The organism is Hydrogenophaga sp. YM1 (assembly GCF_016903055.1).
Classification (GTDB): domain Bacteria; phylum Pseudomonadota; class Gammaproteobacteria; order Burkholderiales; family Burkholderiaceae_C; genus Hydrogenophaga; species Hydrogenophaga borbori.
Map to the genome: position 1 here is coordinate 2,707,786 of NZ_CP070223.1, position 12,371 is coordinate 2,720,156.

At 70.1% G+C, this 12,371-nt stretch carries 11 protein-coding genes and 1 tRNA gene; 5 read left to right on the forward strand and 7 right to left on the reverse strand.

Annotation, left to right across the window (positions count from 1 at the left end):
* The first annotated feature begins 103 nt into the window (after positions 1–103).
* Entirely contained in the window at positions 104–1,657 is a 1,554-nt protein-coding gene (locus JNX00_RS12710) for a fumarate hydratase (protein WP_204742517.1), read from the forward strand.
* Complete coding sequence (murI, locus tag JNX00_RS12715) at positions 1,654–2,469, forward strand: glutamate racemase (RefSeq protein ID WP_204742518.1); 816 nt, start codon at positions 1,654–1,656, stop codon at positions 2,467–2,469. The genes JNX00_RS12710 and murI overlap by 4 nt, the downstream gene beginning before the upstream one ends.
* On the opposite strand, the gene JNX00_RS12720 is transcribed toward murI, so the two are convergent.
* From JNX00_RS12720 to JNX00_RS12745, 6 genes are all read right to left on the reverse strand, one after another.
* Complete coding sequence (locus tag JNX00_RS12720; protein ID WP_070398355.1) at positions 2,460–3,761, reverse strand: MFS transporter; 1,302 nt, start codon at positions 3,759–3,761, stop codon at positions 2,460–2,462. The genes murI and JNX00_RS12720 overlap by 10 nt on opposite strands.
* A complete protein-coding gene (locus JNX00_RS12725; RefSeq protein ID WP_116957272.1) occupies positions 3,761–4,384 on the reverse strand; it encodes a DUF6806 family protein in 624 nt (207 codons plus the stop codon). Before JNX00_RS12725 ends, JNX00_RS12720 begins: the two co-directional genes overlap by 1 nt.
* 58 nt (positions 4,385–4,442) lie before the next feature.
* Positions 4,443–4,535 (reverse strand) — tRNA-Leu (locus JNX00_RS12730).
* Positions 4,536–4,624: 89 nt separating this feature from the next.
* Positions 4,625–5,926 (reverse strand): TRAP transporter large permease, encoded by a 1,302-nt coding sequence (locus JNX00_RS12735; RefSeq protein WP_204742519.1) that lies wholly within the window; start codon positions 5,924–5,926, stop codon positions 4,625–4,627.
* The gene (locus tag JNX00_RS12740; protein WP_204742520.1) at positions 5,916–6,422 is read right to left on the reverse strand and encodes a TRAP transporter small permease; all 507 of its coding nucleotides are present in this window, start codon (positions 6,420–6,422) and stop codon (positions 5,916–5,918) included. Before JNX00_RS12740 ends, JNX00_RS12735 begins: the two co-directional genes overlap by 11 nt.
* Positions 6,422–7,453 carry a TRAP transporter substrate-binding protein gene (locus JNX00_RS12745; RefSeq protein WP_070398351.1) on the reverse strand — a complete coding sequence of 344 codons (1,032 nt, stop codon included), beginning with the start codon at positions 7,451–7,453 and terminating at the stop codon, positions 6,422–6,424. Before JNX00_RS12745 ends, JNX00_RS12740 begins: the two co-directional genes overlap by 1 nt.
* A gap of 114 nt (positions 7,454–7,567) precedes the next feature.
* Between JNX00_RS12745 and JNX00_RS12750 the strand changes: the two genes are divergently transcribed.
* Entirely contained in the window at positions 7,568–8,485 is a 918-nt protein-coding gene (locus JNX00_RS12750) for a LysR family transcriptional regulator (protein ID WP_070398350.1), read from the forward strand.
* Positions 8,486–8,532: 47 nt separating this feature from the next.
* On the opposite strand, the gene JNX00_RS12755 is transcribed toward JNX00_RS12750, so the two are convergent.
* Positions 8,533–9,168 (reverse strand): TetR/AcrR family transcriptional regulator, encoded by a 636-nt coding sequence (locus JNX00_RS12755; protein ID WP_204742521.1) that lies wholly within the window; start codon positions 9,166–9,168, stop codon positions 8,533–8,535.
* A 132-nt stretch (positions 9,169–9,300) separates the two neighbouring features.
* Between JNX00_RS12755 and JNX00_RS12760 the strand changes: the two genes are divergently transcribed.
* Positions 9,301–11,121 (forward strand): feruloyl-CoA synthase, encoded by a 1,821-nt coding sequence (locus JNX00_RS12760; protein ID WP_204742522.1) that lies wholly within the window; start codon positions 9,301–9,303, stop codon positions 11,119–11,121.
* Positions 11,118–12,365 carry a thiolase family protein gene (locus tag JNX00_RS12765; protein WP_204742523.1) on the forward strand — a complete coding sequence of 416 codons (1,248 nt, stop codon included), beginning with the start codon at positions 11,118–11,120 and terminating at the stop codon, positions 12,363–12,365. The genes JNX00_RS12760 and JNX00_RS12765 overlap by 4 nt, the downstream gene beginning before the upstream one ends.
* The last annotated feature ends 6 nt before the right edge of the window (positions 12,366–12,371 follow it).

The window sequence follows — 12,371 nt, forward strand, 5'->3', positions numbered from 1 at the left end:
GCATGCTAGCCAGCGCCAAGGGGCGGCCTGGCCCCCGGCCTGCGCGCCCATTTCCGCAGAGGGATAATCCCCAAGTTATCCACCCCCCAGCCCACGACCGACCATGCCCACCACCATCAAGGCCGACGACCTCATCGAATCGATCGCCGGTGCGCTGCAGTACATCAGCTACTACCACCCCGCCGACTACATCGCCCACCTGGCCCGCGCCTACCAGCGCGAACAGAGTCCCGCGGCCAAGGACGCCATCGCGCAGATCCTCACCAACAGCCGCATGAGCGCCACCGGCCACCGGCCGATCTGCCAGGACACCGGCATCGTCAACGTCTTCCTCAAGATCGGCATGGACGTGCGGCTCGAGGGCTTCAGCGGCAGCCTGGACGACGCCATCAACGAAGGCGTGCGCCGAGGCTACAACCACCCCGACAACACCCTGCGCGCCAGCGTGGTGGCCGACCCGCAGTTCGCGCGCAAGAACACCAGGGACAACACGCCCGCGGTCATCTTCACCGAGATCGTTCCGGGCAATACCGTTGACGTGACCGTCGCCGCCAAGGGCGGTGGCAGCGAAAACAAGAGCAAGTTCGTGATGCTCAACCCCAGCGACTCGCTGGTGGACTGGGTGCTCAAGACCGTGCCCACCATGGGCGCGGGCTGGTGCCCGCCGGGCATGCTGGGCATCGGCATCGGCGGCACGGCCGAGAAGGCCATGCTGATGGCCAAGCAGTCGCTCATGGACGACATCGACATGCACGAGCTGCAGACCAAGGCCGCCAAGGGTGAGAAGCTGACGCAGGTGGAAGAGCTGCGCCTGGAGCTGCACGAGAAGGTCAACGCCCTGGGCATCGGCGCGCAGGGCCTGGGCGGCCTGACCACGGTGCTGGACGTGAAGATCGCCATGTACCCCACCCACGCGGCCAGCAAGCCCGTGGCCATGATCCCCAACTGCGCGGCCACGCGCCACGCGCACTTCGTGCTCGACGGCAGCGGCCCCGCCTACCTGGACGCGCCCAGCCTGGACCTGTGGCCCGACGTGCACTGGGCGCCCGACTACAACAAGAGCACGCGCGTCAACCTGGACACCCTCACCAAGGAAGAAGTGGCCAGCTGGAAGCCCGGCCAGACCCTGCTGCTCAACGGCAAGATGCTCACCGGCCGCGACGCCGCGCACAAGCGCATCCAGGACATGCTGGCCAAGGGCGAAAAGCTGCCGGTGGACTTCACCAACCGCGTCATCTACTACGTGGGCCCGGTGGACCCGGTGCGCGACGAGGCCGTGGGCCCCGCCGGCCCCACCACCGCCACGCGCATGGACAAGTTCACCGGCATGATGCTGGAGAAGACCGGCCTGATCGCCATGATCGGCAAGGCCGAGCGCGGCCCGGTCGCCATCGAGGCGATCAAGCAGCACAAGAGCGCCTACCTCATGGCCGTGGGCGGTGCGGCCTACCTCGTGTCCAAGGCCATCAAGACGGCCAAGGTGGTGGGCTTCGAAGACCTCGGCATGGAAGCCATCTACGAGTTCGACGTGGTCGACATGCCCGTGACCGTGGCCGTGGACGCCGGCGGCACCAGCGCGCACATCACCGGCCCGGCCGAGTGGAGCCAGCGCATCGCCTCGGGCGAGTTCAAGGGCATCGCACTGGCCAGCGTTTGAGCGACTCGCCCGTCACCGCCGTCGGCGTCTTCGACAGCGGCGTCGGCGGGCTGAGCGTCTGGCGCGCCCTGCGCGCGGCGTTGCCCGGCGCCCACCTGAGCTACCTGGCCGACAACGCCTGGGCGCCCTACGGCGAGCGGCCCGCCGAGGCGCTGCGGGGGCGCGTCACCGCCCTCGTGCGCGACTGGCGGGCCTGCGAGCCCCTGGACCTGCTGGTGCTGGCCTGCAACACGGCCACCGCCGTGGCCATTGACGCGCTGCGGCAAGAGCACCCCGACCTGCCCATCGTGGGCATCGAGCCCGCCGTGCGCCCGGCCCTGGCCGTCACGCGCAGCGGACGCGTGGGCGTCGTCGCCACGCGCGCCACGCTGAACAGCGCGCGCTACCAGGCCTTGCGCTCGGCCTGCCTGGCGGGCGCGGCAGGCGGGCCGAGCGTGCATGAGCGCGCGGCCGACGGCCTGGCCGATGCCATCGAACGCGGCGACGAAGCGCTCGCGCGGGCACTGTGCCACCGCCACCTGCGGGCGCTGCTGGACGAAGCCCCGGCCATCGACACCCTGGTGCTGGGCTGCACGCACTACCCGCTGGTGCGCGAGGCCTGGCTGGCCGCCAGCGAGGGGCCGCTCGCGTTGATCGATCCGGCCGAAGCGGTGGCGCGCCGCGCGCGGCACCTGCTGCCGGGCGCCGGGCCAGGGAGCGGCGAGGCCCTGCCCTCGCCAACGTGGCGCAGCACCGGCCATCCGGAATCGCTGCGGCGCGCCACGCGGCAGTGGCTGAACCTGCCGGCCGAGGTGCGGTCGCCTCAGAGCTGAGCGGTGCTCGGCGCGGTGAGCGCGGCCTCGCGCCCGCGCCGCATGTTCACCGGCAGCAGCAGCAGCAGTCCCAGCGCGAACAGCACGGCGGTGGACACGATGGCCAGGCGCTGGTTGCCACCGGTCATCCAGGTGATGGCGCCGTAGCTGAGCGGCCCCACGATGCTGGCCACACGCACGGCGAAGGTCCACAGCCCGAAGAATTCGGCCAGCTGCGCGGGCGGCGCCAGCATACCGGCCATGGCGCGTCCGGCCGACTGGCTGGAGCCCATGCACAGGCCCGCGATGGCGGCGGCGTACCAGAACATGCCCTTGGTGGTGCTGAGCGCGGCGATCACGCAGGTGGCGATCCAGCCCAGCAGGGTGAGGCTCAGCGCGAGCTTGTGGCCCAGGCGGTCTTGCCCGTAACCGAAGGCGAAGGCCCCCGCCATGGCCGCGACGTTGAGCACGAAGATCAGCGCCATGGTTTCCTGCTGCGCGAAGCCGATGACCTGCTCGGCGTAGATCGCCGCCAGCGCCACGGCCACCGCTACGCCACCCTGGTAGGCCGCCGTGCAGGCCAGCAGCCACATGAAGTCGCGGTAGTGGCGTGCCTGCTGGAAGGTGGCGCGCAGCCGGCGCAGCGAGGCGCGCCAGCCGCCCTCGCGGCCGGCCTGGGGCTGGGCGCGCTCGCGCAGCAGCGACAGCGTGACCAGCGAAGCCAGACCGAAGATGGCGGCGGTGACGATCATGGTGACGGGCACGAACTGCCCCGCCTTCTGCCCCTGGGCCTGGGCCCACAGCACGTAGGCCAGGCACAGGCCCAGCGTGAGCATGCCGCCCACGTAGCCCAGGCTCCAGCCCCAGCCACTCACCCGGCCCATGGCCTCCGGCCGGGCGATCTCGGGCAGGAAGGCCGCGATGAACGATTCGCCCCAGGCGTAGCAGACGTTGGACAGCACGATGAGCACCACGCCCAGCGCCACCGCGCCGGGCTGTACCAGGGCCAGACCCGCCGTGGCGGCCACGCAGCCCAGGGTGGTGAGCATCAGCAGGCGCTTCTTGGCGGCGTGCCGGTCGGCCCAGGCGCCCATGGCCGGGACGGTGAACATCACGATCAGGTTGGACAGGCTGAGCGCGGCGGTCCAGGCGAAGGTGGCCCAATGGGCACCGCCGGCCACCCCACCAACGAAGTAGGCGGCGAATACGGCGGTGAGCACCACCGTGGTGTAGCCCGAGTTGGCGAAGTCGTACATCGCCCAGCCGAACACCTCGCGCTTGCGCACGCCGGGGTTCAGGGCGCTGGCGAGCATCAGTGCAGGTGCCGCGGTTTGCGCGGTCCGCCGTGGCCCGAGGGTCCGTGGCCGCGCGGCGGCTTGCCCAGCTGCATGGAGCTGACGAGGGCGTCGAAGCGCTGGTTGAACAGCTTGTCGATCGAGGCCACCACGTCACCCAGCTCCGAGGCGTCGAAGTGGCGCTCCATCACCTGCACCACGTCCTGCACCAGCAGGTCGCGCTGAACCTGCATGATGGCCGCGGGCGTGGGACCGACGAAGCACATGACGAAATCGTCGCGCGCCTCTTCCTCGTTGTTCTCGTCTTCCTCGTCGAACTCGGTGTCGTAGAACGACACCTCCAGCGGCGCGCCGGCCGAGGCGATTTCGTTCAGCCCCATGCAGGCGTCCTCGACGGCCTGGCGGAAGTCCTCGTCGCCATTGACCGTCCAGCAGATCTGCAGGGTGTGCGACTCGGCGTCGAAGCGGATGCCGGGCTCGTCCTCGTAGCTGCTCTCGGCCACCGCCGCGAGCGAACGGCCGCCCGCGTACTGCCACAGGGGCTTGAGGGCCTCCTGGATCTGCTCGAACACCACGTCCTCGCGCAGGGGCACGTCACCGTGCACGTGGATTTCAAAAGGGGCGTCGTATCGGCTGCTCATGGAAACTCACTCTACCGGGCTGTCCGGAAAAAACCTAGGCCCCCGCGCGGAAAGCGCCTGGTGCCTCGAACCGGGGTCGAACCGGTACGCCCCCTTGCGGGCAAGCGGCGGAGTTTAAGTCCGCTGTGTCTACCAATTTCACCATCGAGGCAGGGGCCAGGGGCGCGATTGTCGCAGGTGAACGCGAACGGCCCCACCGGCCGTGGGGCCGGGGGGCGTCGGATCGGGGGAAGGCCCTCGCTAGGCCAGCAGGCCGGGCAGCCAGAGAGAGAGCGAGGGGAAGGCGCAGAGGATGAACAGCCGGACCACGTCCGCCGCGATGAACGGCATGGTGCCCCGGTAGATGTGCCCCAGCGACAGGTCGCGCGCAATGGAATTGATGACGAACACGTTCATGCCCACGGGCGGGCAGATCATGCCGAAGGTCACCGCCATCACCACGATCACGCCGAACCAGACCGGGTCGAAGCCCAGGTGCACCATCGCGGGAAACACGATGGGCACGGTGAGCAGCAGCATGGCCAGCTCGTCCATCACGGCGCCCAGGACCAGGTAGCCCAACATGATGAGCGCCAGCACGCCATAGGGCCCGATCGGCAGGTTCACCAGGAATTCCACCGCGTTCTGGGTGAACTGGGTGATGGTGAGGAAGTAGCCGAACAGGTAGGCGCCGACCACGATGGTCATGATGGCCGAGGACACGCGCAGCGCGCTGATCAGCGCCTCCTTGATCTGCGGCCAGCGCAGGCGCCCGCGCGCCATGCCGATCACGAGCGTGCCCGTGGCGCCCACGCCCGCCGCCTCCTGTACCGTGAACAGGCCGCCGTAGATGCCGCCGAGCACGAACACGAAGAGCACCACCACGGCCCACAGCGGCTTGAGGCTGGCGAATCGCTCGGCCCAGCCGTGGCGCTCGCCCCGCGGCATCCACTCGGGCTTCACCCGGGCGATGATGGCCACCACCACCGAGTAGAAGACGACCGCCATCAGGCCCGGTATCACCCCGGCCGCGAACAGCGCGGTGATGTCCACCTCGGTCATGATGCCGTAGAGCACCAGGATCACCGAGGGCGGGATCATGATGCCCAGCGTGCCGCCGGCCGCGATGAGGCCGGCCGAAATGCCGGGCTCGTAGCCGGCGCGGCGCATCTCGGGCAGCGCCACCTGCGTCATGGTGGCGGCCGTGGCCACCGACGAACCGTTGATGGCCGAGAAGCCGCCACAGGCCGCCACCGAGGCCAGCGCAAGGCCGCCGCGGCGGTGGTGCAGCCAGGCGCGTCCAGCCGCGAACAGCTCCGCACTCATGCCCGAATGCGAGGCGAAGGCCCCCATCAGGATGAACATCGGGATGACGATGAGGTTGTAGTCGGTCAGCACCGACAGCGGCACGTTGGCCAGCAGGTTCAGGCCAGGCGTGAGGCCGCTGAGCGCGGCGAAGCCCGCCACGCCCGCGATGCCCATGGCCACGCCGATGGGCACGCGCAGCGCCATCAGCGCGAACATGCCGACGAAGCCCAGCAGGGCCACCAGGTCACGATCCATGAATGCCCTCTGCGGTGATTTCGTCGACGGCCTCGGCGTGCGCCTCGCGGCCAAAGGGCAGCAGCCCCAGGCGCACCGCGGCCAGCACGGCGGCCACGGTCGCGCCCACGGCGGCCGCGCTGTAGAACCACTTGAGCGGCAGGCGCAGGTCCATGGTGCCCTGGCTGCCCGTGCCGCCCACCTTGACCCAGACCATCCAGGCCAGCGGCACCAGGAATGCCAGGGTCACGGCGGTGGCCAGCACGTCGATGACGCGCTTGCCGCGCGGGCCCAGCGCCTCCCACAGCAGGTCGACCGCGATGTGGTTGCCGTACCAGGTGGCCAGCGCGATGCCCCAGAACATCGCGATGCCCAGCAGCATCTGCGTGCCGTCGAACCAGTCGGGAACCTGCCAGCCGAAGGTGTAGCGCACGAGCACGTTGCCCGCCGTCAGCAGCGCGATCACGAGCAGCGAGAGCGCGGCCAGCGTCTCGACCGCCGACAGCAGCCGCTTCATCAGTTCGCGCCCCCGCGGGCGGCCAGCTCCTTGCGCAGCTCATCGAGCGCGGCCTGGCCGTTGACGCCGGTGGCGCTGGCGGCCTTCACCCAGTCGGCGTAGACGGGCTGCACGGCCTTCTTCCAGGCATCCATCTGCGCGGGCGAGATTTTCACCAGCGTGTGGCCGGCGGTTTTCTCGAGCTTCTCGCGGCCGCTGTCCTCTTCGTCGCCCCAGCTGGCGCCGACCTTGCCGGCCCATTCGTTGCTGCAGTGGTCGTCGATGACCTTCTTCTGGCCGGCGGCCAGGCCGTCGTACCAGGGCTTGTTCATCACCCAGACGAAGTCGGAGGCATAGAAACGCATGTCGCTGTGGTACTTCACCGCCTTGTCGATGCCGAAGGAAATGATGGAACCCCAGGGGAAGGTGATGGCGTCGGCCAGGCCCTTCTGGATCGCGTCGCGCGACTCGGGCGCCGAGACCTGCACGTTGGTGGCGCCCAGCAGGCTCATGGTCTGCGCCACGGTGCCGTTGGCCGAGCGGATCTTCAGGCCCTTGAGCTGGCCGGGTTCGGTGATGGGGTTCTTGGAGTGGAAGGTGCCCACGTGCACGTGCGCGAAGCAGAACTTCACGTCCTTCATTTCCTTGTCCGAGTACTTGCGGTACCACTGGTCCAGCGCGGCCGAGGCCGGGCCGGGCTTGCCGAGCAGGAAGGGCAGCTCGCCGGCCGCGATGAGCGGGAAGCGGCCGGCCTGGTAGCCGGGGTTCACCCAGGTCATCTGAGCGATGCCGTCGCGCGCCATGTCGTAGTGGTCGGCGGCCTTGCCCAGCTGCTGCGCGGGGAACAGCATCACCTTGATCGAGCCCTTGGAGGCCGCTTCCACCGATTTGGCCCAGGGTTCGAAGCCGAGCTTGGACAGCGGGTGCGTGCCCGGCAGCCAGTGCGCGAACTTGAGTTCGACAGGCTTGTCCTGCGCCTGCGCGCTCAGGGCGCCGAGGGCGAGGGCCGACAGGGCGGCCAGGCGGAAGAGGGTCTTGCGAGAGGGCTGCATCGTTTGTCTCCTTGGTGTGAAAGGCGGGTTGGGGCGGCAATGTAGGGGCGACGCGCCTATCTGTCCAACCGAATCTGTCGATGAGGTATATCCACAGCGTGGATATCATTCGCCATGAACTTCCGCCAGCTCGACCTGAACCTGCTTCGCGTGCTCGCCGCCATCCACCGCACCGGTTCGGTCACGGCGGCCGGCAAGGCGCTGTCGCTGTCCCAATCCGCCACCAGCAGCGCCCTCGCCCGCCTGCGCGGCCACCTCGACGACGAGCTCTTCGTGCGCACCCCTGGCGGCCTGAAACCCACGCGCGTGTGTGAGCGCATCGCCCCCGAGGTCACCGAGCTGCTCCAGCGCCTCGAGTCGACCATGAGCGTGCACGAGGCCTTCGACCCCGCGCGCAGCGAGGTGCACTGGAAGACCTCCCTGTCCGACCTGGGCGAGATGATGTTCATGCCGCCGCTGGCCGCCGCGCTGCGCGAGCAGGCGCCGCACGCCCGGCTGTCCAACGTGGCCGTGGCCGCCGAAGACCTGGCTGGCGCGCTGGAGGCGCGCGAGATCGACTTCGCCATCGGCATCCTCAACCCGCGCCACCGCGGCATCCGCGCCGACCTGCTGTTCCGCGAACACTACGTGGCCATGAGCTCCGGCGGTTGGCGCCCGTCCGCAGGCCGCGCCAGCGGGCGGCTCACGCCCGAACAATTGGCCAGCGCCCCGCTGGTGGTGGCCTCGCCCACGGCCACCTTCCATGGCAGCGTGGAGAAGATGCTGGTGCGCCTGAACCTGTCGGACCGCATCGTGCTGCGCGCGCGCCACTTCGGCGCCCTGCCCGATCTGGCGCTCAGCACCGACCTGCTCACCATCGTGCCGCAGATGTACGCCGACAACCTGAGCCGGCGCCACGACATGCGCGTGTGGGAGCTGCCGCACGACAGCTCACCCGACTACGAAGTGCGCCTGGTGTGGCACAGCAGCACGGCGAACGACCCGGCGCAGATGTGGATACGGGAGCAGGTGCACCGGCTGTTCCGGCGGTAGACCGACCAAGCTTGGGGTTGAGGCGCGGGCCTGCTGGCCGACGCACATCAGCCCGCCGCGCCCAGCTTCTGCGTGAACAAGCGCTCGGCGAAGCGGCGCCTGTCGTCTTTCTGCGCCGGGGTGCTCAGCGTGGGCATCAGCGACTCCGACACCACGTAGCTGTACAGCAGGAAGGCCCGCGAGCGCGCCTCCACCACCGGAAAACCCAGGGCCGAGAACAGCTGCGCGATGTAGCCGATGCGGCTCGAATCCGCCTCGTCGACCGCGAAGCGCGCCATCTGGTCGCGCCGCGCCCAGGCGCGGATCGCCAGCTCGATGCGCGCGGCACGCGCCGCCGCCCGGCCCCGGAACGGCAGCGACAGCACACCGCGCAACTGTTCCATCGGGTCCTCGTTCGCCGACTCCAGGCGCACCGTGAGGTTCTCGGTGGCCGTTTCGCGCCAGGCCTGCAGCACGCGGCGCAGCAGGTCCTCGCGGTCCTTGAAATGCCAGTAGAAGCTGCCGCGCGTGACGCCCAGGTGCTGCGCCAGCAGGTCCACCCGCACGTGGTCGATGCCCTGGTCCACCAGCACCCCGGTGGCGGCCTCGATCCAGGTGTCGGGCGTGAGCGGAGCGCGCGCGACCTCGCCAGCCCCACGGGACTTGCGCGCGGGGCTAGCGGGAGAAGCGGCGCCGGAACTCACGCGGAAATTCTATCGGCGGCGCCCCGCGAATCTTCCATACAGAAATGTATGGAGATAGGGATAAACCCTGTACTAACCCAGTAGAAACCCTCGCTAGGATTCGTTATGAAACATACATATCTGTATGGAGACATGAACAATCCTCTCGACTGGCTGAACGACCCGGCGTGGCTGGCCCCACCCGCCGCCACGGTGGAGCACCGGGCCGACGGCAGCTTCGTCCTGCGCTCGCCCGAACCCCTGGGCGACTACGCGCGCTGCATCGGCGAATGGCTGGAGGACTGGGCCGCGCACACGCCCGACGCGCCCGCCCTGGCCGAACGCACCCCCACCGGCTGGCGCCGCCTGAACTGGGCCGAGCTGCGCGCCCAGGTGGGCCGTGTGGCCCAGGCCCTGCTGGACATGAACCTGGCCCCCGACGCGCCCGTGGTGGTGCTGTCGGACAACGCCATCGACCACCTGCTGCTGGTGCTGGCCACGCAGCACATCGGCCGCGCCAGTTGCACCGTCTCCAGCGCCTACTGCCGCCTCACCAAAGACCACGAGAAGGTGCACGGCATCCTGCGCACGCTGCAGCCGGCCCTGGTCTATGCCTCGGACGCCGCGGTCTATGGCCCGGCCATCGCCAGCAGCGGCCTGGACGTGCCCGTGGTGCTGAGCCAGGGCGCCGACGCCCTGCCCGGCGCGATCCCCTTCGAGCGCCTGCTGGCCACGCCGGAAACGCCCGCGGTGCGCGCGGCCTTCGAGGCCATCACGCCCGACACCACGGCCAAGTACCTGCTGACCTCGGGCTCCACCGGCACGCCCAAGGTGGTCATCAACACGCACCGCATGCTGTGCGCCAACCAGCGCATGATCGCGCAGGCCTGGCGCTTCCTGGAGCGCGAGAAGCCCGTGCTGGTGGACTGGCTGCCCTGGAGCCACACCTTCGGCGGCAACCACAACCTGCACATGGTGATGTGCCACGGCGGCACCCTGGTCATCGACGAAGGCCGGCCCGCGCCCGGGCTGGTGGACAAGACCGTGGCCAACCTGGCCGAGGTGCAGCCCACCATCTGGTTCAATGTGCCGCGCGGCTTCGACATGGCCATGCCCCTGCTGGAGGCCGACGAGGCGCTGGCGCGGCGCGTGCTGGAGCGCCTGCGCGCGGTCTTCTACGCCGGCGCTGCGCTGCCGCAGGCCAGCTGGGAACGGCTGCAGGCCCTGGCGAAGCGCGTGCTGGGCCGCGAGATCTGGCTCACCACCTCCTGGGGCTCCACCGAGACCGCGCCGGCGGTGACCAGCGCGCACTGGCGCATGGAGCGCGCGGGCGTCATCGGCGGCGTGCTGCCCGGCGTGTCGCTCAAGTTCGTGCCCAACGGCGAGAAGCTGGAGCTGCGCATCCACGGCGTGAACATCTTCCCCGGCTACCGCCACGCGCCCGAGCTGAGCGCCCAGGCCTTCGACGAAGAGGGCTACTACCGCATCGGCGACGCCGGTTTCCTGGCCGATGCCCAGCGGCCCGAACAGGGCGTGGTGTTCAACGGCCGCGTGGCCGAAGATTTCAAGCTCACCACCGGCACCTGGGTGTCGGTGGGCACGCTGCGCCTGCGCGTGGTCTCGGCCCTGGCGCCGCACGCGCAGGATGTGGTCATCACCGGCCACGACCGCGACGAGATCGGCGTGCTGGTGTTCCCCACCGCCGCGGCCATGCAGTTGCCGCGCGAGACGCTGCACGCGCACATCGCCCAGGGCCTGGCGGCGCTGCGCGCCGAAGGCGGCGGCTCCTCGCAATCGCCCGCGCGCGCCGCGGTGCTCGACGAGCCGCCCAACGCCGACGCCGGTGAAATCACCGACAAGGGCTACCTCAACCAGCGCGCGGTGCTGCAGCGCCGCGCCGCGCGCGTGGCGGCCCTGTACGCCGATGCCCCGGGCGTCATCCGCCCGGCCACTTCTTCGAAAGTTTCCCGATGAGCCGCGGACAGAGCCAGCTTTTCAACGACGTCTACATCCTCGATGGCGTGCGCACGCCCATGGTGGACTACCAGGGCGCCTTCGCCGACGCCAACCCCATCGACCTGGGCATCAAGGTCGCGCGCGAGGTGCTCAAGCGCACCGGCGTGTCGCCCGAGGCCATCGACTCCGTGCTCGCGGGCAACATGGCCCCGGGCGGCTTCGACCAGTTCTACGTGCCGCGCCACATCGGCCTGTACGCTGGCGTGCCGGTGGAGGTGCCGGCCCTCATGGCACAGCGCATCTGCGGCACCGGGTTCGAGCTGTTTCGCCAGGCCGGCGAGCAGATCGGCGCCGGCATCGCGCAGAACGTGCTGCTGGTGGGCACCGAGTCGATGACGCGCAACCCCATCGCCGCCTTCGACCACCGCGGCGGTTTCCGCCTGGGCGCGCCCATCGGTTTCAAGGACTACATGTGGGAGGCCCTCACCGACCCGGCGGCCGACATCAGCATGATCCGCACGGCCGAGAACCTGGCGCAGCGCTATGGCATCACCCGCGAGGCGGTGGATGCCTTCGCCTCGCGCTCCTTCGAGCGCGCCGTGGCCGCGCAGGCCGCCGGCTGGTTCGACGGCGAGATCGTGCCCGTGGGCCATGAGAGTTTCGAGCGCGAGGGCTACCGCCCGCGCGGCATCCGCCTCTCGGGCAAGGCCAGCGTCGCCGACCGCGACACGCACCCGCGCCCCACCCCGCCCGAGGTGCTGGCCAAGCTGCGCACCGTGTTCAAGGACGGCGTGCAGACCGGCGGCAACAGCTCGGCCCTGACCGACGCGGCCGCGGCCGCCGTGGTCACCAACGGCACAGGCCTGAAGGCCCACGGCAAGCCCGCGCTGGCGCGCCTGGCCGCCGCCGCCGTGGTGGGCGTGCCGCCCGAGATCATGGGCATCGGTCCCGCGCCCGCCATCCGCCTGCTGCTGGAGCGCGCGGGCCTGTCGCTCAACGACGTGGCGCGCTTCGAGATCAACGAGGCGCAGGGCGCGCAGACCGTGGCGGTGTCGCGCGAACTCGGCCTCGACGAGGACAAGCTCAACGTGCACGGCGGCGCCATCGCGCTGGGCCACCCCTTGGCGGCCACCGGCGTGCGCCTCACCATCACCTGCGCGCGCCAGCTGCGCGACATCGGCGCGCGCTGGGGCGTGGCCTCGGCCTGCATCGGTGGCGGCCAGGGCATTGCCCTGCTGATCGAAAACCCCTCGGCCACCTGAACCCTT

What these genes read in the sequence shown, in the direction of transcription:
- JNX00_RS12710 (WP_204742517.1), top strand. Translation starts at nt 104, where the DNA reads ATGCCCACCACCATCAAGGCCGACGACCTCATCGAATCGATCGCCGGT.
- JNX00_RS12720 (WP_070398355.1), bottom strand. Translation starts at nt 3,761, where the DNA reads ATGCTCGCCAGCGCCCTGAACCCCGGCGTGCGCAAGCGCGAGGTGTTC.
- JNX00_RS12725 (WP_116957272.1), bottom strand. Translation starts at nt 4,384, where the DNA reads ATGAGCAGCCGATACGACGCCCCTTTTGAAATCCACGTGCACGGTGAC.
- JNX00_RS12735 (WP_204742519.1), bottom strand. Translation starts at nt 5,926, where the DNA reads ATGGATCGTGACCTGGTGGCCCTGCTGGGCTTCGTCGGCATGTTCGCG.
- JNX00_RS12740 (WP_204742520.1), bottom strand. Translation starts at nt 6,422, where the DNA reads ATGAAGCGGCTGCTGTCGGCGGTCGAGACGCTGGCCGCGCTCTCGCTG.
- JNX00_RS12745 (WP_070398351.1), bottom strand. Translation starts at nt 7,453, where the DNA reads ATGCAGCCCTCTCGCAAGACCCTCTTCCGCCTGGCCGCCCTGTCGGCC.
- JNX00_RS12750 (WP_070398350.1), top strand. Translation starts at nt 7,568, where the DNA reads ATGAACTTCCGCCAGCTCGACCTGAACCTGCTTCGCGTGCTCGCCGCC.
- JNX00_RS12760 (WP_204742522.1), top strand. Translation starts at nt 9,301, where the DNA reads ATGAACAATCCTCTCGACTGGCTGAACGACCCGGCGTGGCTGGCCCCA.
- JNX00_RS12765 (WP_204742523.1), top strand. Translation starts at nt 11,118, where the DNA reads ATGAGCCGCGGACAGAGCCAGCTTTTCAACGACGTCTACATCCTCGAT.